This window comes from Nocardioides sp. Root190 (assembly GCF_001428565.1).
Taxonomy (GTDB): Bacteria; Actinomycetota; Actinomycetes; order Propionibacteriales; family Nocardioidaceae; genus Nocardioides.
The window spans coordinates 129,825-149,124 of sequence record NZ_LMIA01000009.1 but is presented as its reverse complement, the minus strand read 5'-3'; the positions used below and the strand labels follow the sequence as shown (position 1 = coordinate 149,124).

Genomic DNA, 19,300 nt, shown 5'->3' with positions numbered 1-19,300 from the left:
CTGTTCACCGATCAACGAAACGGTGTCAGGTACAAAACGACGCGGATCACATGGGCCAGGGCACAACTCCCAGCTGCGCCGGTCTCAGCTGCAGCGGCCCTCGCCGAGCCGGACCAGCCCGTTGAGGTCCCCCGGCCCGAACTCCAGCTGGCCGACGTTGTCGGCGTACATCAGCTCGTCGGCGGAGTCCACATGGTCGAGCCCGACGAGGTGGCCGAGCTCGTGCAGCAGGATCGCGCGCTGGTGCCCGCGGCCGTTGGCGCTGCGGGAGAGGTCGTCGTACACGTCCTCGTCGAGCGTCACCTGACCGGTGACGTAGCGGTACAGGCTGCCCGAGCGGTACGACTGGGCGACCGCTCCCCCGACGCCGGCGACGTCGCCCGCGAGCTCCTCGACCTCCGAGGCCTGCGCCCAGGCGATGAGCACCGGCTCTCGCCGCCCGGCGGGCACGAACCTCGACTCCCACGAGGGCCGACGGTCGGTCTCGCCGAGGAGCTCGAACTGCAGGCCGGTGATCGCGGAGACCTCGGCGACCCCGTCCGCGACGAACGCCAGCGCCTCCTCAGCATCGCCCGGCGCGCCCTCGGTGTTGACCTCGTAGCGGATCTCGCGGCAGGGATCCCACGTCACCGGGTCACCGGAGTCGCCGGGCTGTACCTGCAGGAAGGCATGGACGCCGCCCTCGGGCACGTCGGCCGGGGTGCCGAGCGGACCCTGGCCGATGCCGAGCGCGCGGCGCAGCGCCGAGAGCTCGTCGCCCGGGCCGGCGAGGACCACGCCAGCGAGGACGAGCACGCTCACCAGGAGCGCGACCCCGGACTTCCAGCGCTCGGCCACACCCCGAGTCTAGGGACGTCAGGAACCGCTCCGGATCAGGTCGGCCGCCTTCTCCCCGATCAGCATCGTCGGTGCGTGCGTGTTGCCGTGCGTCACCTTCGGCATCGCGGAGGCATCCACCACGCGCAGCCCCTCGACGCCGCGGACCCGCAGGTTCGCGTCCAGCACGCCCTCGCCCTCGACGCCCATCCGGGCCGTGCAGCTCGGGTGATAGGTGTGCTCGACCCCGCTGCGGACCGCGCCCTCCAGCTCGGCCCGGGTGCCGTACGACGCGCCGGGGTGGATCTCGTGGTTCGCCCGCCCCCGCAGGGCCTTTGCGGCCATCACCTCGCGCGCCCGCTCGATGCCGTCGAGCATCGAGCGCATGTCGTCGGGGTGCTCGAAGTAGTTGTTGCAGACCAGCGGCTTCCGCTCCGGATCGGCCGAGGCCAGCCTGACCCACCCCTCGGAACGCGCGCCGACCATCGACAGTCCGATGGCGAGCGCCTGGCCGTCGTAGGTCCCGGCACCGTGCTCCCAGAAGTAGACCGGCGCGCCGATCATCTGCATGTACGGCGCATCGTCGGCGACGCTGGTGTGGAAGAAGGCGCCGGCCTCGCCGATGTTCGAGGTCAGCATCCCCTTGCGCCCGAGCAGGTACTTCACCAGCTGCGCGGGCTTCTCGGCGAACGCCAGGTTGTCCTTGTCGCTGGTGTCCCAGTTGACCATGTACATCGGGTGGTCCATCAGGTGCGCGCCGACGTGCGCGTTGTCGACGACGGTCTCGATGCCGTGCTCGGCCAGGTGGGCGGCCGGACCGATGCCGGACAGCATCAGTAGGTGCGGGGTGTTGTAGGCGCCGGCGCTGAGCACCACGTCGCGGCGGGCCCGGATCGTCTGCAGCTCGCCGTCGATGCGCACCACGACGCCGGTTGCCCGCCCGGACTCGATCACCACCCGGTGCACGAGCGCGTTCGGGGTGATGGTGAGGTTCGGCCGCTTGCGATGCGGGGCCAGGTAGCCGTCGTACGTCGTCCAGCGCTGGCCGCGCCGCGTGAAGCGCTGGTAGAGCGAGGCGCCCTCCTGCTGGGCGCCGTTGAAGTCGTCGGTGCGGCCCATGCCGGTCTCGGCCATGGCCTCCACCAGTCGGCGCGATCCCTCCCGCGGGTCGGGTGCGTCCTCGACGTACTGCGGACCGGAGGCGCCGTGGAACTCGCTCGGGCCGCGGCTGTTGCTCTCCATCCTGCGGAAGAGGGGCAGCACCTCGTCGTAGGACCAGCCGTCGGCACCGGCCTTGGCCCAGCCGTCGTAGTCGGCACGGTTGCCGCGGATGTAGATCATCGCGTTCATCCCGCTCGTGCCGCCGAGCATCTTGCCGCGCGGCTGGTAGATCCGCCGACCGTCCAGGTGCGGCTCCGGCTCGGACTCGTAGCCCCAGTCGACCTTGGTGTGGAACAGCTTGGCGAACGCCGCCGGGATCTGGACGTTCATGTTCGGACGGCTGCGACCACCGGCCTCGAGGACCAGTACCGAGACGCCGGGGTCCTCGCTCAACCGACCGGCGAGCACCGCTCCCCCTGAACCGCTGCCCACCACGATGTGGTCGAACTCCCGCATGGCTTTCCCTTCGTCGAGACCTGGCGCCAGGCCCTGGGCGCCTGCCTGTTCCACATCCTGCGCGCGTGGGTGCGCTGCGGGCTTGTGACGGACACCACACCGCTCCCGCTCTTTTGTGCCACACTCCAAGAACCATCGGGCGACGGTGGCCTTGACTGCTGAGAGATGTCACAGAGGCCAAAGGAAGCGGGCGAGGCGGGTGCAGCAGAGCTCGTCCACCGTTGCCCAGCAGTGGCTGCACGACTTCGTCGCGGCCGCGCTCCAGGGCGGCGAGGTCAGGGCCTTCGTCCGGGCCGTCGACGACGAGATCCTCGGCGCCATCCCCGAGCTCGCCGGGGACCCGAGCCTGGTCGAGGAGCTGCACGCCTCGACGCGTGAGCACTGGCGCAACTTCCTGGTCGGCCTCTCCGACAGCCACCGGCTCGCGCTGCCTCCCGCCGCCATCGCGCTGAGCCTCTCGATCGCCCGTCGCCACCTCGACATCAGCATCCTCCTCAAGGTCTACCGGGTCGCGAACAAGGCAACGTTCCGCTACGTCATCGACCACACCAGCCCGGAGACCCTGCCCCCGACGTTGCCGCGCGACCAGGCGCTGCTCACGCTGTGGCTCCGGGCCGAGCAGTGGATCGACGAGTCCATCGAGCAGCTCATCGAGCACTACACCAGGGAACGGGCGAGTCTGGTCGAGGGCGCCCAGGCCCGACGGGGCGAGACCATCGAGGCGCTCGTCGCCGGGGCCGAACCGACCGTCGCCGCCGAGCGACTCCTGGGCCATCGCTTCGCGATGTGGCAGACCGCGCTGGTGCTCTCGGCCCCTCCGAACACCGACGAGGGTGCACCACTCTTCGACCTCGCCGTGCGCGTCTGTCACGCGCTGGGGCTCCCCCGACCCCTCACGACGCTGGCAGGGAGCCGCGAGCTGTGGGGGTGGGTCGCCACCCCGGAGGCACCCGACCTGACGACCGCCTCGATCACCGGCGTTCTCGAGGAGGCGGGCGTCCACCTCGCCCTCGGCCGACCGTGCCTGGGCGCCACGGCCTTCCGCACCAGCCACCTCCAGGCCGTCGCGGCGCAGCGGGTCGGCATGCGCGGGCCGGGTCCCGTCCACAACTACACCGACGTCGAGCTGGTCAGCCTGAGCGGCGACGGCGAGCTCGTCCGGGAGATGGTGCGCCGCGAGCTCGCCTCCCTGCTGACCGGTGCGCGCGCCGACGAGGGCCTTCGTTCGACCGCCCTCGCCTTCCTGCGCGCAGGACAGAACGTCGACCTGACCGCCGAACGCCTGTTCATCCATCCCAACACCGTGCGCTACCGGATCGCCCGCATCGAGGACCAGCTCGGCCACCGGATCGCGTCCCGCGCTGCGGCGCTCGAGCTCAGCCTGTCCTGGCTCGAGGTGTACGGCGTCGACGCACTCACCCCGAACCCGCACTGATTGGATCTGACCATGAACGTCCCGCTCCCGGCCGCTCGCCTGCTCGTCCGCCGCGCCGTGAAGCCCGTCCTCGGCACCCGGCTCACCCCCGTGCGGCAGCGCCAGATGATCAACGCCCTGATGCGGATCGCCTTCCTGCCCCGAGGGACCCTCGCCGAGCGGACGATGCTCGGTGGAGTCCCGACCGAGCGTCTGACCACCCCGGCCAGCGACCCGGCTCGCGCGCTCCTCTACCTGCACGGCGGCGCCTACCTCGTGGGGTCACCGACCACGCACCGCGCGATGGCCGCTCACCTGTCCCACGCGATCGGCGCCATCGGCCACGTCCTCGACTACCGCCTCGCGCCGGAACACCCCTACCCGGCCGCGGTCGACGACGCGATCGCCGCCTACCGCGCACTGCTGGACAAGGGCCTCGAGCCCGGCCAGGTCGTCGTCGCGGGCGACTCGGCCGGCGGTGGCCTCGCACTCGCGCTCGCCCTGCGGGCGCGGGCCGAGGGCCTCCCCCAGCCGGCGGGCCTGGGCCTGGTCTCGCCCTGGGTCGACCTCCGCCTGGGCGGCCTCGACGAGTCGATCGACGACCCACTGCTCAGCCGTGGCTGGCTCGAGCTCGGCGCCGTCTCCTACGCCGGCCAGGACGTCGTACGACCCGAGGTCTCGCCGTTGCTCGCGGACCTCACCGGCCTGGCCCCGATGTTCGTGCACGCCGCGAGCCAGGAGATGTTCGTCGACGACGTCGAGCGCTTCGTCGAGGCCGCGCGTGCTGCGGGCGTCGAGGTGACCTACGAGCGGCTCGGGGGCCACTGGCACGTGACCCACCTGTTCGCGGGCATGGTGCGCGAGGCGACGGGTGTCGTGAACCAGATGGGCGGCTGGCTCCGCGGGGCGCTCGACCGGGCCACCGACCAGCCTGGCGACCAGGCTGGCGATCAGGCCTAGCGCCCCCGCCAGACCGGGTCCCGGCGGGCGAAGAACGCCTGCACGCCCTCGGCCAGGTCCTCGGTCGCCAGCAGGCGATCGAGCGCCGCGTGGCTGGTGGCCCAGTCGTCGGTCTCGTCGCCGTTGATCTCACGCTGCGCCAGCGCGAGCGACTCCCGGACCGCGAGCGGCGCATTGCCACAGATCGTCGCCGCCAGGCCGATCGCGACATCCAGCGCGGCGCCCGGCTCGACGAGACGGTTGACGAAACCGAGGCGCTCCGCACGCTCGGCTCCGATCGGCTCGCCGGTCAGGAGCATCTCGCGGGCCACATTGGCCGGCAGCACCCGCGGCGCACGGAAGACGCCCCCGAAGTCCGGGAGCAGGCCGCGCTTGACCTCCGGGAACCCGAACGTCGCCGTGCGCGAGGCGACGACCAGGTCGCAGCACAGCACCAGCTCGAGGCCACCACCGAGCGCCGGACCCTCGACCGCGGCGACGAGCGGCTTGGGCCGCACCCGCGACATGATCCCGGCGATCCCGCCCCGCTCGGTCGGCGCACCCGGCCCCTCCGCGAGATCGGCGCCAGCGCTGAAGACCGACGGGCCACCGGCCAGCACCGCGCACCACAGCTCGTCGTCGTCCTCGAGCAGGTTGAGTGCCTCGTCGAGCCCACGGGTGACGGCTCCATTGATGGCGTTGCGCTTCGCCGGGCGGTCCAGTCCGATGATCAGGACCCGGTCGTGACGCAGGGTGCGGACAGCGATCTCGCTCACCGGGCCAACCTAGTCATCGAGTCCGTCGGGTGCCGTCAGGCGCCCGGTCGGTCGACCAGGTCGACCAGACGTTGGGGTGCCTGCAGGCAGAAGGAGTCGGTGAGCAGCTCGCCGAGCTCGTCCCAGTCGGTGTCCTCGTCGATCAGCATGCCGACGACGTTGCCGCCCCACTCGGACTTGAAGTAGGGAGCGCCGAGGTGCTGGAAGGCCATCACCTCGTCGGGCTCGGCGCGGAAGACGATCCGGTGGAGCTGGTCCTCGCCGCCGAAGACGTGGGCGACGGTGGCCGTCGTACCACCGACGCGCCAGCGGACACCGGTCCAGGCGTCCTCCTCCCGGCAGTCCGGCAGGCGCCCCAGGATCGCCCGCAGGCGGGCGACGAACTCACCGGGGACATCAGGACGTTGGGCCACGGCAGGAATCTCCCACAGGTCACCGACAACCGTCCCTGCACCCCAGCCCGTCCTGCAGTACGGAGGTGATGGGATGCGCGAGGCTGTCCCCGTGCTCAACGGGCAAGAGGAACCAACGACGGACCACCCGACGTTCGAGGGGTTCGTCGCGGCCCGGAGCCCTGCGCTCTGGCGCAGTGCGTGGCTGCTGACCGGCGACCGGCACCGGGCCGAGGACCTGGTGCAGACGGCACTGATGAAGTGCTGGCGGCGCTGGGACCGGATCGAGCCGGCCGCGGTGGAGGCCTACGTCCGCCGGACGATGGTGACGACGTACACCGACTGGTGGCGGCGACGCTGGAACGGCGAGGTGCCGACCGAGACCCTCCCCGAGGCGGCCGACACGGCCCGCGACCCGGGCGTGCGCCAGGACGTCCTCGTGGCATTGGCCGCGTTGCCACGCGGCCAACGGGCCGTCGTCGTCCTCCGCTACTTCGACGACCTGACCGAGGCGCAGGCTGCGGCGGCCCTCGGGATCAGCGCGGGCACGGTCAAGAGCCAGACCGCCCGCGCACTCCGCACGCTGCGCACATCCGGACTCCTGGAGGCGACCGATGACTGACCAGCTCCGCAACCTGCTCCACCAGGCCGTCCCCGACGACGCGCCCGCCCTCGACGCCCACCACGTGGCCGGAGCGGCTCGCCGCGCCCGCCGCCGTGTCCGCACCGCTGCGGCCGGTGGTGCGGTCGCCGTGATCCTGGCCGGTGCCGTGACGACCGCCGTCCTGACCAGCGGCGAGGAGGACCGGACGGCGAGGGACCCGGGCCTCGACCCGTACGGCGCGCCCGCATGCCCCGCCACGCTCCCCGACCTGATGGAGGCCGAGACCAGCATCGGCAGCCTCGACGGGGTGGCCAGCGTCCGGCTGTGCCCGGACTTCGCCGCCTACGGCGAAGCGCCGCCGGCCGCGGAGCAGAGCGCCCTCCTGGACTCGATGGATGCCCTGGTGGGCGACCTCGACGACTTCGCCGACCGGGTCGCCGCGACCGAGCCCTTCGACTCGATGCGCTGCGCCGCGATCAGCGTGATGCCGAGCCGGCAGTCCCTGCAGTTCACCTTCGACGACGGCCGCACCCTGCTGCTGCCGACGATGACCTGCTCGCCGATCGAGGTCGCGGGCCGGGCCGTGGACGGTCAGTACCTCGGCGAGGCCTATCTCGCGGCGCTCGGTGCCCAGCGGGAGAGCAACCCCTCGACCCGCGCGTACGACGGGCCGCTCGACTGCTCCCCCGTCTTCATGGCCACCCCGGCCCGCCCGGGCCGCGAGCAGATCGTGGCCGCGGTCGGCTGCCGGGGCGACGAACCGCCCGTCGAGCTGACCGGCGCCGCCCTCGAGCGGCTGCAGGAGGCCTGGTCGAACCCCCGGCCGGTCCAGACCTGCACGCTCATCGACTACGGCGTGCGGGTGGTGGCGGCGACCGACCGGGGCGATGTCGTCACGCTGTCGGGCAACGGCTGCCAGACCTTCGACTGGAGTGCGACGTCGCCGGAGAACTCCTTCGACGTGCCGGTGACCTACGCCGACCTCGGCCTCACACCGTGAGCTTGCCGACGTCCTCGGCGTCGCCCTGGAAGTAGGTGTCGAGCAACCACTGGGCGCGTCGACCGCCCCAGCGCCACTGACGCTCCCGACCGCCGGGCAGGTGCCGCAGCACGCGGTAGCGCACGGTGTTGAGCCCGACGAGGTAGGCGTGCGCCCACGGTGGCCGCATCGGCAGGTCGAGCTCGCGCATGCTCTCGGGGCCGAGGAAGACGGTCAGCATCGAGAGCAGCCGCTCGCGCTCGTAGCGGGCCCGCGCTCCCTGCAGCGGCGCCGGCCAGCCGGGGTAGTTGCGGTCCGCCTGGGCCGCGACCACGGCCTGGGCGAGCTGCGGGCCGGCCTCGGTGAGCGGACCCTGGGCCAGCAGCACGTGGTAGTCGATGCGGTGGCGCTCCCACTCGTCGTCGACGAGGAAGTCCTCGTGCACGCCCATCAACCAGCCGACGTACTTCCACAGGTGCATGAGGGCCCGCGACTCGCTGCCGCTGACGGGGACGCCGAGCGCCCGGGAGCCGATGATCAGCACGCCGTCGAAGAGACCGAGGGTGGAGGCCTGGTCGGCCTGGTTGATCGGCAGGCCCCAGGTGGCGGAGTCCCACTTGTCCTCGAAGGCGTGGTTGACCAGCGCGTGCATCAGCCGCACGTGGACGGTCAGCCGCCAGCCCTCGCCGGTGCCGGGGCGCAGTGAATCGGGGTCGGTGAGGCTCGCGCCCCACTTCTGGGTCTCGGCGAGCCGACGCAGGGTCTGCCCGCCGGTCAGGCCGCCCGTCGCGACGAGCAGGTCGGTGGGGCCGCCGAAGCGGTAGCCCCCCACCAGCGACAGCTGGAGCAGCACGTCCTGCGCGTTCTGGCCGAGGCGGCGGAAGACCCGGGCGCCCTCCTCCACGAGCTCGCGGTCCAGCCACTCCGGCTCGGCCTCGAGCACCGCGAAGAACTCCGCGAGTGCGGGCGGCGCGTCCGGGACGGCGGAGATGCCGTGGGCGAGCGCGGTGCGGAACTGCGCCATGTCGACCTTGCCGGGGGTGCCGGCTCGCAACCGGATCGCGTCCGCGAGGCGCCCACCGAGCTCGTCACGCTCGTTCATCGCGCGTCCGATCCGGTCCAACAGCTCCTCGTCGACGTCCTTGACCCGCCCGACGACCTTGAGCGGGCGCCCGAGGCGGCGGTTGCGGTCTCCGCCCGCCCTGAAACGGGTCGGGTACGGCGGTGCGCTGGAGGGTGCGCTGGAGGGTGCTGGGGTGGCGGTGGCCTCGGCGGTCATGCCACCATGGTGACGCGAGCATTCGCTCGCATTCAACTCGCGATCCGAGCCCGAGGTGCCCATGCGCAAGGCCCCGCAACAGGCCCGCTCCCGGGAGATGGTCGAACGGATCGTCCTCTCCGGCCGCGAGGTCCTCGTCGAGCACGGGTACGACGCCTTCAGCACCAACCGGGTCGCGACCGCTGCCGGCGTGAGTCCGGGCTCGCTCTACCAGTACTTCCCCGACAAGGCCTCCATCCTCGACGTGGTCATCGACCGCTACTGGGCCGAGGTGGCCGACAGCGTGGCGGCCTCCCTCGCCGACCGGATCGGTGACGCAGGGCCCGGGATGGTGCGCGCCACCGCCGATGCACTGGTGAGTGCCCTCGAGGCCGACCCCGTGGTGCTGCGCGTCGTCGCCGAGGAGCTGCCCCTCCACCGCAACCGCGAGCGTCGCGCCGCGCTCGAGCGACGGGTCCGGGAGCTCGCCACGACCTACCTCGCGGCCCGACCTGCCGTCAGCCGGCGTCCCTCACCCGCCGCGGCGGCCTGGGTCGTCGTCCTGGCCGTGGAGAACCTCGTCCTGCGCTGGGTGCTCGACCAGCCCGAGACGATCAGCCGGGACGACCTCCTCGACGAGATCGTGGCGCTGGTCGGCGGCTACCTGCTCACCTGAGCCGGTCCTCGCCCGCCGCACGGACCGGGACGGTCCTGCTCAGTCGTGCCGCCCGGTCACGGCCATCGCGACACCGAGGCCGATCATCGACGTACCTCCGACGGCGCCCAGCATGCTGCCCCGGCGCTCGGAGGCCACGAACCACTCACGGGCACGACCGGCGGCCAACGCCCACGTGGAGTCGCACAGGACACCCAGCGCCACCGCCACGCACCCGAGCGTGAACATCTGTGCCGGCACCGAGGCCGCGCCCGCCGTACGGTCGACGAACGGCGGCAGGATCGCGGCGAACATCATGAACCCCTTCGGGTTGCTCACGCCCACCACGAAGCCCTGCCGGAAGGCCTGCCACCCGGCGAGGGGCGCGCGCTGGCCACCGTCGCCGATCCGCATCTCGTGACGGTGCCGGAACGCCTGCACCCCGAGCCAGATCAGGAAGGCGGCGCCGGCGAGCTTGATCACCGTGAACACCACGATCGACTCCGCGACGACGGCACCGAGCCCGAGACAGACCAGGCTCATCACGAGGAAGAGACCGGCGGTGTTGCCGAGCACACTCGCGACCGCGACCCGCTGCCCGTAGGACACCGCGCGACTGACCACGAAGACCACGCTGGGCCCGGGGATCACGATCAGGACGAACGCAGCCAGACCGAACCCGACCAGCTGGTCGACCCCGATCACCACGAGCAGCTCACGAGTCGGAGTCGGTGGGGACCTGGGACTCGGTGGCCACGGGATCGCCGAAGCGGCCCTCGGACTTGGCACGGTCGGCCTTGCGCAGGTGCCGGGTCAGGCTCCAGCCGATCACGGCGACCGAGACGATCAGGAACATGAAGACGGCGAAGCCGATCCACCCCGCGACCACGTCATCGGCCTTCGGCGCCTTCTCCTCGGCGCGGACGAGGGCGGTGACGACGGTGCTGGTCAGGGCGTGCATGGCTCCATTGTCCCAGACCCCGTCCCGGACCCGGCCTCAGGCGTCCGGCGAGACCCCGGCGAACAGGTCGTCCTCGGGCAGCGAGGACGCCACGTGACTGGTCACGAGCTCGTAGTCCTCGGTCGGCCAGACCCGCTCCTGCAGCTCACGCGGGATGGCGAACCAGAAGCCGTCGGGGTCGATCTGGGTCGCATGGGCCAGCAGCGCCTGGTCGCGGACCCCGAAGTAGTCGCCGCACGGCACCAGCGTCGTGATGCGCGCATCCCAGTCCGGCTCCGGCTTCCACTCCGCGAGCCGCTCGGCCCAGGGTGACTCGAGGCCGTGCTCGACCATCGCGTCGTGCAGTGCCTGCATCCGGGGCCGGTTGAAGGAGTGGTGGTAGTACAGCTTGGCGGGCTGCCAGGGCTCGCCCGCGTCGGGGAACCGGGTCGGGTCGCCGGCCGCCTCGAAGGCCGCGACGCTCACCTCGTGGCAGCGGATGTGGTCGGGGTGCGGGTAGCCACCCCGCTCGTCGTACGTCGTGACGACATGGGGACGGAACTCACGGATCAGCCGCACCAGGGGCTCGGTCGCCTCCTCGAGCGGGACCAGGCCGAAACAACCGTCCGGCAGCGGCGGCTTGGGGTCGCCGTCGGGCCAGCCGGAGTCGACGAACCCGAGCCAGGACTGGGAGATCCCGAGGATGTCGCGGGCCCGCTCCATCTCCTGTCGACGCACCTCGGTGATGTTGTCGAGGATGTCGGGACGGTCCATCTTCGGGTTCAGGATCGACCCGCGCTCCCCACCGGTGCAGGTCACGACACGGACCTGGGCGCCCTCGGCGACGTACTTGGCCGTCGACGCGGCCCCCTTGCTCGATTCGTCGTCAGGATGGGCGTGGACGTGCATCAACCGGAGCCCGGATCGGTCGACGGCAGCGGCGGGCGTGGTGGGCATGCGACCCATCGTAGGAAAAGCGGGCATGGGAACATGAACCGGTGAGCCCGACCGACGATTCCCTGACCGGTCGGTACGGCGCCCCGTCCCGCGCAGGACGCCTCGGACTGATCGCCGTCGTCGCCGTGATCGTGGTCGCCGCCCTGGCGATGCTGACCTGGATCACGCTCTTCCACGCCAACCCGGAGATCGCCTCCGAGGAGATCGGTCACGCCATCGTGGACGACCACCTGGCCACCATCGAGGTCCGCATCCAGATCGACGACGGCCTCGACGACCCGACGTGCTCGCTGCGCGCGATCTCCCACGACAAGGCCGTGGTGGGCGAGGCGAGCTTCGTGCCCGACCCCGCCGAGGGCCCGGTCTACGAGATCGAGGTGCGCACCGAGCGACGCGCCACCACCGTCGAGTGGATCGGGTGCCGGGCGCCCGGACAGCCCCGATACCGCTGAGCTTCGCCGGTCGGCGGGTAGACTTCACCGTTCTTGCACCCGTTGGGGTGTGTGACGAGCAGTACAGGAGTTTTTCTTTCATGACGCAGACCGACCAGACCGGTGCCAGCACCGTGTGGCTGACCCAGGACGCCTTCGACAAGCTGCAGGCGGAGCTCGAGCACCTCAAGGGCCCCCGCCGCGCCGAGATCGTCGCGGAGATCAGTGCTGCGCGCGAGGAGGGCGACCTGAAGGAGAACGGCGGCTACCACGCTGCGCGCGAGGAGCAGGGCAAGAACGAGCTCCGCATCGTGCAGCTCACCGACATGCTGCGCCGCGCCGAGATCGGCGAGACCCCTCCGGACGACGGGATCGTCGAGCCCGGCATGGTCGTGACCTACAAGTTCGAGGGTGACGACGACGACGAGGCGGAGTCCTTCCTCCTCGGCGCCCGGGAGATCGAGCCCGACGGCCTGACCGTCTACTCCCCGCAGTCGCCGCTCGGCCAGGCCATCAACGGCCGCAGCAAGGGCGAGACGGTGACCTACGAGGTCAACGGCAAGACCCAGACCGTGACCATCCTGGACGCCAAGCCCTACGAGGGCTGAGCTTCCGGCTCCGAGCCGCTGGTCTCCTCCGTGGGGGCCGGCGGCTCCGGCATTTCGGCCGGCTCCGCCAGCTCGGCGAGGTGCAGCACGACCGCGTTCGCGGCCGCAGCGAGGGGTACGGCGACGAGCGCGCCCGCGATGCCCGCGACGAGCACGCCTCCGGCGATCGCCAGGATCACGCCCAGCGGGTGCAGGGAGACCAGACGGCCGAGCAGGAACGGCTGGAGCACGTGGCCCTCGAGCTGCTGGACGCCGATCACGACGGCGAGCATCAGCGCCGCGGTGACCGGCCCCTGGTCGACCAGGGCCACCAGGATCGCCACGCTGCCGGCGATCGTGGCCCCGATCATCGGGACGAAGGCACCGAGGAACACCAGCACGCCGATCGCGAGCACGAACGGCACGTCGAGCACGGCAGCACCGACGGCGATGCCCACGGCATCGACCAGCGCCACCATGACCGTGGCGCGCACGAACTGGACCAGCGAGATCCAGGCGACCCGACCGGAGCTGTCGACCCGCTCCCGGGCCGCGCGCGGGGCGATCCGGACCAGCCAGGACCAGATCCGTCCGCCGTCGGCGAGGAAGAAGTAGGTCGCGAAGACGGCGATGAAGAACCCGGCGACGACGTGTCCGAGCGCGGCACCGAACTCGGTGACCTGGCTGACCACCTCGCCGTTCTGGGAACGCTCGCGGATCATGTCCTGCGCGCTCTTGATGTAGTCGTTGATCTGCGAGTCGCTCGCGTGCAGCGGGCCCGTTCGCAGCCACTCACGGATCTCCTCGAGCCCCTTGACCGTCGAGTCGGCGAGATCGGTGGCACCGGAGGCGACCTGCTGGCCGGCGAAGGTCAGCAGAGCGCCCACCAGCGCGAAGCCGGTGAGCACGACGAGGAGCGCGGACAGTCCGCGCGGGAAGCCGATCCGGGTCAGCCCGTTCACGAACGGAGCGGCCAGTGCACTGATCAGCAGCGCGACCGCGATCGGGACGGTCACGACGGCGAAGAAGCCCACCACCCGCATCAGCAGGTAGGCCGCCGCGGTGATCAGGAGCAGCCGCCAGGCCCACCCTGCGGCGAGGTCAAGGCCGAAGGGAACCTCGGCACGGCGGAAGTTGGAGGGTCCGGTCGCGAAGCTCGGCGCAGGCCCCTCGTGACGACGTTCCTCGCGCACCTGCGCCCACTGGTGGGCGAACCGGCGGAACAGCCGCTCCTCCCGCTCCTCGAGGTCCGGACCCAACGGCGGGGCCTCGGTGTCCTCCGGCTCGAGGGCGGGCTCGGGCTCGTTCGATCCGTCGCTCGTCACCCGCTCAGGCTAGAGGAACGTGCCCAGCGGCCTCGCCCCGGTTTCCGCGCGATCCCTACTGTCGCGACGCCACGGGCCTGGCGATGATGAGGCGATCTGTCGGCTGGGGTGAGAAGTGACGACCAAGGGGGCGACCGTGCGCGGTACGAGGAGCAGGAACGGGACCGTGGTGACTGCGGTCCTGGCGACCCTTCTGACGAGTCTGGGCATCGTGACGGTGAGCGCCTTCGGCGCACCCGCTGCCCACGCCGGCCCGGTGTGCCAACGGACGTTCTCCAGCGGCCAGGTCGACGAGCCGATCACCGACTTCGGTGACGAGGCCAACCCCGATGCGCCGGGCCTGGCGGTCAGCGACATCGACGTCCCGGAGGACGGTCTCGTGGTGGCCGACCTCAACGTCACCGTCACCATCCAGCACACCTATGCCAGGGACCTGAGGCTGCGCTTGTTCGGCTTCGAGGACACGCCCGGCAATGCTCGGAGCTACGCCGTGCTCGCCGACCAGGCCGGTCCCCCGGGCGACGACGGCGACGACTACCTAGCCACCACCTTCAGCGACGAGGCCCCGACCTCGATCACGGCGGCGTCGGCGCCCTTCACCGGCACCTTCAGCCCCCAGTCGGCTCTGGACGACTTCGACGGCCACCAGGGCGGGCACTACTCGTTGCGCATCGACGACCTGGGCGCGGGCGACCGGGGCGTGCTGGTCGCGTGGTCCGTCTCCCTCACCTACGCCAGCTGTGACTTCGACCGCGACGGCGTCGAGGACCACCGCGACAAGTGCCCGGGCACGCTCGGCCGGACGGCCAGCGGCTGCCCCCTGGTCGCGCGCACCCTCACCTCGACCTACCGCCTGGGCAAGTTCCGGGGAGCACTGTCCTCGCGCGCCACCGGCTGCGAGGCGGCACGCGCCGTCACGATCTGGAAGGTGCGAACCGGCCCCGATCGCAGGATCGGGTCCGCCACCACCCGCCGCGACGGCACCTACGTCCTCACCAGGGCCCGGCGAGCCGGCGTGTACTACGCCGCGGCGCCACGCGTGGTGGTGCCCGGCGTCGCCGAGTGCGCCGCGGACGTGTCGGCGAGGTTCAGGATCCGCTGACCCCGAGCGCCCGGTCGAGGTCGGCGAGCAGGTCCTCGACCGACTCGATGCCGACGCTGAGCCGCACGAGATCGGCCGGGACCTCGAGGTCGGTGCCCGCGACACTGGCATGGGTCATCCGGCCCGGGTGCTCGATCAGGGACTCCACACCCCCGAGCGACTCCCCGAGCGTGAAGACGCTCGTGGCGGCGCAGATGGCGAGCGCCTGCTCCTCGCCGCCCCTCACCCGGAAGGACACCATCCCGCCGTACCTCTTCATCTGGCGCGACGCGACCGCGTGGCCGGGGTGCTCGGCGAGCCCGGGGTAGATCACCTGGCTGACCGAGGGGTGGCCGGACAGGAAGTCGGCGATCCGCTCCGCGTTGTCGCTGTGTCGCTCCATGCGCAGGGCGAGGGTCTTGAGACCGCGCAGCACCAACCACGCGTCGAAGGGTCCGGCGACACCGCCGATCGCGTTCTGGTGGTAGCCGATCTTCTCGGCCAGCTCGGCGTCGTCGGTGACGAGGGCGCCGCCGACGACGTCGGAGTGCCCGCCGGCGTACTTCGTGGTCGAGTGGACGACGACGTCCGCCCCCAGTGCCAACGGCTGCTGGAGGTACGACGACGCGAACGTGTTGTCGACGACGAGGAGTGCTCCGGCGTCGTGGGCCACGGCGGCCAACGCCTCGATGTCGCCGATGGACAGCAGCGGGTTGGTCGGCGTCTCCAGCCAGACGATCTTCGTCTCGCCCGGGCGGATCGCCGCGCGGACCGCATCGGGGTCGGTCACCGGCGCCGGACTGTGGGCCAGGCCCCAGTTGGTTGCGACCTTGTCGAAGAGCCGGAAGGTGCCGCCGTAGGCGTCGTTGGGCAGGACGACGTGGTCGCCCGGGCGGCACAGCGCCCGGATCAGGGTGTCCTCCGCCGCGAGTCCCGAGGCGAACGCGAAGCCGTGGGCCGCGCCCTCGAGCGCCGCAAGGGTCGACTCGAGCGCCGTGCGGGTCGGGTTCGCCGAGCGGCTGTACTCGTAGCCGCCGCGCAGCCCGCCGACGCCGTCCTGGGCATAGGTCGAGGTGGCATAGATGGGCGGGATCACCGCTCCGGTGGTCGGATCGGGTCGGTAGCCGGCGTGGATGGCCCGGGTCTCGAACCCTGCCCCGTCGAGATGCGTGTCGGTGTGCTCGTGCTGGTTGTCGCTCACCGTTCGAGCCTACTCAGGCCGACCACCGAAGCTCACCAGAGCGGTCCCGCGATCGATCACGCTCGCGATCGCGGCGACGTCGTCGAGGACGCCGGAGGCGATGTCGACGATGAGCTGGTAGGCGTCGTCCTCATCCAGGACGACGCGCTCGCCGTTGAGCCCCAGGAACGCGAAGAGCGAGGCAAAGGCCAGTCGCTTGTTGCCGTCGACCAGTGCATGGTTGCGCGCCAGCGAGTGGACCAACGCTGCCGCCTTGTTGTGCAGGAGCGGATAGGCGTCGTCGCCGAAGACGGAGGTCGCAGGGCGAGCCACTGCGGACTCGAGCAGTCCGATGTCGCGGATCTCGACGGCGCCGAGCGTCCGGCGGGCGATGTGGAGCACGTCGTCGAGCGTTAGCAGCCGCACGGCTACTGACCGAGTCGGTCGAGCACGGCGGCCCAGCGCGGCAGCTCGCTGTCGAGCACGGCGTCGAGGTCCCGGCGCTTGCGGGACCGGGCTGCCTCGTCGAGCACCAACTGACGGACGAGCGCCTGCTTCGAGACCCCGCGCTCGGTCGACAGCTCGGCCAGCGCGGCCTCGAGCGCGGCGTCCGTGCGCAGGGTGAAGGCCATGACCGCCATGCTAGCTCCTGTGGGATCAGAGTGATACCACCAGCATGGGTTGCCCCGGCGGAGCGTCAAACGCCTTTCCACAGCCCACACCCGTCACAACACGAGCACTCGCTCGTTTCCGAGGTGTGACCGTCCTCACTCCGTCCCGCAGTCTCACCCGCGTGCTGGCCGCCGCCCTCGGCGCCGTCCTCGCCGTGACCACGCTCGCCGCTCCGGCGCGCTCGGACCACGAGGGCGACCCCGACCCGCTCCGCGGGCTCCTGCTGCCCCCGGTCGACGGGCTGATCGGGCTCCTCGCGCCGCTGCCGATCCCGGCGACGCCGTACACGGGCGAGATCTGCGTGAGCGGCGAGGACGCGTGCATCGACGACGTGATCGTGCGGATGCAGGCCCGCCTGGACGGCCTGCTCGAGGACTGCTCGCACAGCTCGGTGTTCTCGCTCGCCTACCTCCGCGTCACCGAGAACGTCCGCGACGCCGTGCGCGCCGACTTCTTCGCCGACCGCGCGTGGCTCAACCGGATGGACGCCGTCTTCGCCGAGATGTACTTCGACACGACGAGCGCGTGGGAGTCCGGGAAGCGCACCGGCATCCCCGCAGCGTGGCGGATCGCACTGAAGGCCGAGGACGACCGCGCGGTCAGCGGCCTGGGCAACTTCCTGCTCGCGATGAACGCCCACATCAACAGTGACTTCCCGCGGGTGCTCGCCGCGGTCGGCCTCACCGGCCCCGACGGCAGCCACAAGGCCGACCACAACCGCTACAACAACCGCCTCGACAGCCTGTACGTACCGGTGTTCACCGAGCAGGCCGCCCGGCTGGACCCGACCTTCGACGACATCGATGCCGGCACCCTCGACGACACCGTCGTCGGCGTGATCATGCGCGGTTGGCGGGAGATGGTGTGGCGGCACGCGGAGGCCCTCGTGCTGGCGAGGACGCCCTTCCAGCGGACCCTGGTGGAGCGGGAGATCGAGCTCTACTCCACGGTGCAGGCCCAGCTCATCCGCACCGTCTTCCAGGCGAAGCCGGCCAAGCGCGACGCCTGGTGCGCCACGCACGGTTGAGGCTTGCGCGCGCGGAGACAATGGAGGCATGTTCTCCCGCCGCAAGACCGAGATGATCGACCCGGCCGACGCGTTGCCCGGCCGCACCGCCCCCGACTACACCCTTCCCGCCCAGCACGAGGTCCTGCGCACCCCGCTGGTCACCGACGAGGTCCCCGAGGGCCTCGAGGTCGCGGAGTTCGGCCTCGGCTGCTTCTGGGGGGCCGAGGAGCTCTACTGGCAGGTCCCCGGCGTCTGGTCGACCTCGGTCGGCTACGCCGGCGGCACCACGCCGAACCCGACCTACGAAGAGGTCTGCAGTGGCCGCACGGGCCACACCGAGGCCGTCCGGCTGGTCTTCGACCCCGAACAGGTCTCCTTCGCCGATCTGGTCAAGAAGTTCTTCGAGGTCCACGACCCGACCCAGGGCATGCGCCAGGGCAACGACGTCGGCTCGCAGTACCGCTCCGCGATCTACTTCCACAGCCCCGAGCAGGAGCAGACCGCACGCGAGCTGACCACGGTGTACGGCGAGGAGCTCGCCCGTCGCGGCCTCGACGAGATCACCACGGAGATCGCGTCGGCCGGTGCGTACTACTACGCCGAGCCGCACCACCAGCAGTACCTCCACAAGGTGCCGCACGGCTACCGCTGCCACGCCAACACGGGCGTGGCCTTCCCTTCCTAGGGACTCAGGCCGACAGCACCTCGCGGACGTCGACGGCGGCGTGGTTGTCCTCGATCACATCGGCGAGGGTGCGGATCTCGTCGTCGGTGAGGTCGACGCCGACCTCGTCGGCGCCGCGGCGCAACTCGTCGGCGACAGTGCCCTCGGTCGCCCCGTCCTGCCACGAGGTGACCCGATCGGCAACGGCCTGGATTGCGGTCATTCGGTCCTGATCAGTCATGCAGCGGGGGTACCCGACGGTCCGCGGGTGAACCGGTCCGCCGTTGTGTCAGGACCCCGACGGGGGCTGTGTCGGGTGGGCGACAGTGCGCGTCCCGGGCCGCAGCGAGTCTTCTCCCACCGGATCTCCCGGCCCCAGGAACGGAGAACACCATGTCACTCGCCCGCACCCTTCGCACGTCGTCCACCACCACCCGCAGCGCCACGGCGACCACCCGGAAGCGGCGCAGCGCCGTCGTCATGATGGTCGCCGTCATCGGCACCCTGCTGGGCACCCTGCTCGCCCTGGCCCCGGCAGCCAACGCCTCCCCGGTGACCGTCGGACTGCCCGCGACCCGGGCGCAGATCAACCCCGTCTGGCTCAGCGCGCCGCACCACGACTACCCGGCGGTGGACCTCCCCCTGCCGGCCGGGACCACCGCGCGAGCGCTGTTCAACGGCAAGGTCGCCTGGGTCGGCTACCAGGCAGGTGGGTGTGGCTACGGCGTCACCCTCACCGCGACCACTGCTGACGGTCGCAACCTCGAAGCGACCTACTGCCACGCCCGATCCCTGCCGGCGTTGAGCACCGGCCAGCTCGTCCGCGCCTTCGAACCGGTTCTCAGCGTCGGTTCCACCGGTGCCTCGTCGGGTCCGCACCTCCACATCCAGGTCAAGCGCAACGGCGTCAAGGTGTGCCCGCAGCCCGCCCTCCGGGCGGCGTGGGCCGGGACGACCTACGACTTCAACAACGCACCCACCAGCGGCTGCACCTACTAGGGACC

At 71.4% G+C, this 19,300-nt stretch carries 24 protein-coding genes; 11 read left to right on the top strand and 13 right to left on the bottom strand.

Annotated elements, in window-relative coordinates; all coding sequences use genetic code 11:
* Positions 1-84 precede the first annotated feature (84 nt).
* Positions 85-837, bottom strand: a complete 753-nt coding sequence (locus tag ASE01_RS10460) for a matrixin family metalloprotease (RefSeq protein ID WP_056750716.1) — start codon at positions 835-837, stop codon at positions 85-87.
* An 18-nt stretch (positions 838-855) separates the two neighbouring features.
* Positions 856-2,433 (bottom strand): GMC family oxidoreductase, encoded by a 1,578-nt coding sequence (locus tag ASE01_RS10455; protein ID WP_056750713.1) that lies wholly within the window; start codon positions 2,431-2,433, stop codon positions 856-858.
* A 199-nt stretch (positions 2,434-2,632) separates the two neighbouring features.
* Here ASE01_RS10455 and ASE01_RS10450 point away from each other — a divergent pair, with 199 nt between their 5' ends.
* Positions 2,633-3,868: a PucR family transcriptional regulator gene (locus tag ASE01_RS10450; protein WP_056750710.1), complete on the top strand. Its 1,236-nt coding sequence runs from the start codon at positions 2,633-2,635 to the stop codon at positions 3,866-3,868.
* 12 nt (positions 3,869-3,880) lie between these two features.
* The gene (locus ASE01_RS10445) at positions 3,881-4,807 is read left to right on the top strand and encodes an alpha/beta hydrolase (protein WP_056750706.1); all 927 of its coding nucleotides are present in this window, start codon (positions 3,881-3,883) and stop codon (positions 4,805-4,807) included.
* Here the strand turns inward: ASE01_RS10445 and ASE01_RS10440 are convergent.
* Together ASE01_RS10440 and ASE01_RS10435 are read right to left on the bottom strand one after the other, a co-directional pair.
* Positions 4,804-5,562 carry an enoyl-CoA hydratase-related protein gene (locus ASE01_RS10440; protein WP_200958809.1) on the bottom strand — a complete coding sequence of 253 codons (759 nt, stop codon included), beginning with the start codon at positions 5,560-5,562 and terminating at the stop codon, positions 4,804-4,806. The genes ASE01_RS10445 and ASE01_RS10440 overlap by 4 nt on opposite strands.
* A 35-nt stretch (positions 5,563-5,597) precedes the next feature.
* On the bottom strand, positions 5,598-5,975 hold the full coding sequence (locus ASE01_RS10435; protein WP_056750702.1) for an MmcQ/YjbR family DNA-binding protein: 378 nt from the start codon (positions 5,973-5,975) through the stop codon (positions 5,598-5,600).
* Positions 5,976-6,048: 73 nt separating this feature from the next.
* Between ASE01_RS10435 and ASE01_RS10430 the strand changes: the two genes are divergently transcribed.
* Positions 6,049-6,576, top strand: coding sequence for a SigE family RNA polymerase sigma factor (locus ASE01_RS10430; protein ID WP_056750698.1), 528 nt, complete (start codon positions 6,049-6,051; stop codon positions 6,574-6,576).
* Entirely contained in the window at positions 6,569-7,558 is a 990-nt protein-coding gene (locus ASE01_RS10425) for a hypothetical protein (RefSeq protein WP_056750695.1), read from the top strand. The genes ASE01_RS10430 and ASE01_RS10425 overlap by 8 nt, the downstream gene beginning before the upstream one ends.
* Here ASE01_RS10425 and ASE01_RS10420 read toward each other — a convergent pair.
* A complete protein-coding gene (locus tag ASE01_RS10420; RefSeq protein ID WP_056750690.1) occupies positions 7,548-8,816 on the bottom strand; it encodes an oxygenase MpaB family protein in 1,269 nt (422 codons plus the stop codon). The two genes, ASE01_RS10425 and ASE01_RS10420, sit on opposite strands and share 11 nt — an antisense overlap.
* 61 nt (positions 8,817-8,877) lie before the next feature.
* On the opposite strand from ASE01_RS10420, the gene ASE01_RS10415 reads away from it, so the two are divergent.
* Entirely contained in the window at positions 8,878-9,471 is a 594-nt protein-coding gene (locus ASE01_RS10415) for a TetR/AcrR family transcriptional regulator (RefSeq protein ID WP_200958808.1), read from the top strand.
* Positions 9,472-9,510: 39 nt separating this feature from the next.
* Here ASE01_RS10415 and ASE01_RS10410 read toward each other — a convergent pair whose 3' ends face one another.
* Genes ASE01_RS10410 through mca form a run of 3 tightly spaced genes read right to left on the bottom strand, consistent with a single transcriptional unit; the run spans position 9,511 to position 11,356 of the window.
* Positions 9,511-10,155 carry a LysE family translocator gene (locus tag ASE01_RS10410; RefSeq protein ID WP_056752097.1) on the bottom strand — a complete coding sequence of 215 codons (645 nt, stop codon included), beginning with the start codon at positions 10,153-10,155 and terminating at the stop codon, positions 9,511-9,513.
* 10 nt (positions 10,156-10,165) lie between these two features.
* Entirely contained in the window at positions 10,166-10,411 is a 246-nt protein-coding gene (locus ASE01_RS10405; RefSeq protein ID WP_056750687.1) for a hypothetical protein, read from the bottom strand.
* A gap of 36 nt (positions 10,412-10,447) precedes the next feature.
* Entirely contained in the window at positions 10,448-11,356 is a 909-nt protein-coding gene (gene mca, locus ASE01_RS10400; protein ID WP_056750684.1) for a mycothiol conjugate amidase Mca, read from the bottom strand.
* 32 nt (positions 11,357-11,388) lie between these two features.
* Here mca and ASE01_RS10395 point away from each other — a divergent pair, with 32 nt between their 5' ends.
* Together ASE01_RS10395 and greA are read left to right on the top strand one after the other, a co-directional pair.
* Positions 11,389-11,799 carry a DUF4307 domain-containing protein gene (locus tag ASE01_RS10395; RefSeq protein WP_056750681.1) on the top strand — a complete coding sequence of 137 codons (411 nt, stop codon included), beginning with the start codon at positions 11,389-11,391 and terminating at the stop codon, positions 11,797-11,799.
* An 80-nt stretch (positions 11,800-11,879) separates the two neighbouring features.
* Positions 11,880-12,386, top strand: coding sequence for a transcription elongation factor GreA (greA, locus tag ASE01_RS10390; RefSeq protein WP_056750678.1), 507 nt, complete (start codon positions 11,880-11,882; stop codon positions 12,384-12,386).
* On the opposite strand, the gene ASE01_RS10385 is transcribed toward greA, so the two are convergent.
* Positions 12,374-13,690 (bottom strand): AI-2E family transporter, encoded by a 1,317-nt coding sequence (locus tag ASE01_RS10385; RefSeq protein ID WP_082605981.1) that lies wholly within the window; start codon positions 13,688-13,690, stop codon positions 12,374-12,376. The two genes, greA and ASE01_RS10385, sit on opposite strands and share 13 nt — an antisense overlap.
* Positions 13,691-13,856: 166 nt before the next feature.
* On the opposite strand from ASE01_RS10385, the gene ASE01_RS10380 reads away from it, so the two are divergent.
* Entirely contained in the window at positions 13,857-14,792 is a 936-nt protein-coding gene (locus ASE01_RS10380) for a hypothetical protein (RefSeq protein ID WP_056750674.1), read from the top strand.
* Here ASE01_RS10380 and ASE01_RS10375 read toward each other — a convergent pair.
* The 3 genes from ASE01_RS10375 to ASE01_RS10365 are packed head-to-tail and all read right to left on the bottom strand — an operon-like array spanning position 14,779 to position 16,583.
* Entirely contained in the window at positions 14,779-15,972 is a 1,194-nt protein-coding gene (locus ASE01_RS10375; protein ID WP_056750669.1) for a cystathionine gamma-synthase, read from the bottom strand. The genes ASE01_RS10380 and ASE01_RS10375 overlap by 14 nt on opposite strands.
* A gap of 9 nt (positions 15,973-15,981) precedes the next feature.
* Positions 15,982-16,377: a type II toxin-antitoxin system death-on-curing family toxin gene (locus ASE01_RS10370; RefSeq protein WP_056750667.1), complete on the bottom strand. Its 396-nt coding sequence runs from the start codon at positions 16,375-16,377 to the stop codon at positions 15,982-15,984.
* A 2-nt stretch (positions 16,378-16,379) separates the two neighbouring features.
* The gene (locus ASE01_RS10365) at positions 16,380-16,583 is read right to left on the bottom strand and encodes a CopG family transcriptional regulator (protein ID WP_157537255.1); all 204 of its coding nucleotides are present in this window, start codon (positions 16,581-16,583) and stop codon (positions 16,380-16,382) included.
* Between the two features lie 125 nt (positions 16,584-16,708).
* Between ASE01_RS10365 and ASE01_RS10360 the strand changes: the two genes are divergently transcribed.
* The gene (locus tag ASE01_RS10360; protein ID WP_056750661.1) at positions 16,709-17,650 is read left to right on the top strand and encodes a DUF5995 family protein; all 942 of its coding nucleotides are present in this window, start codon (positions 16,709-16,711) and stop codon (positions 17,648-17,650) included.
* Positions 17,651-17,678: 28 nt separating this feature from the next.
* Entirely contained in the window at positions 17,679-18,317 is a 639-nt protein-coding gene (gene msrA / locus ASE01_RS10355) for a peptide-methionine (S)-S-oxide reductase MsrA (protein WP_056750657.1), read from the top strand.
* 4 nt (positions 18,318-18,321) lie between these two features.
* Here the strand turns inward: msrA and ASE01_RS10350 are convergent, their stop codons facing one another.
* A complete protein-coding gene (locus ASE01_RS10350; RefSeq protein ID WP_235535944.1) occupies positions 18,322-18,519 on the bottom strand; it encodes a hypothetical protein in 198 nt (65 codons plus the stop codon).
* Between the two features lie 170 nt (positions 18,520-18,689).
* Here ASE01_RS10350 and ASE01_RS10345 point away from each other — a divergent pair, with 170 nt between their 5' ends.
* Positions 18,690-19,295, top strand: a complete 606-nt coding sequence (locus tag ASE01_RS10345; RefSeq protein ID WP_056750651.1) for a M23 family metallopeptidase — start codon at positions 18,690-18,692, stop codon at positions 19,293-19,295.
* Positions 19,296-19,300 lie beyond the last annotated feature (5 nt).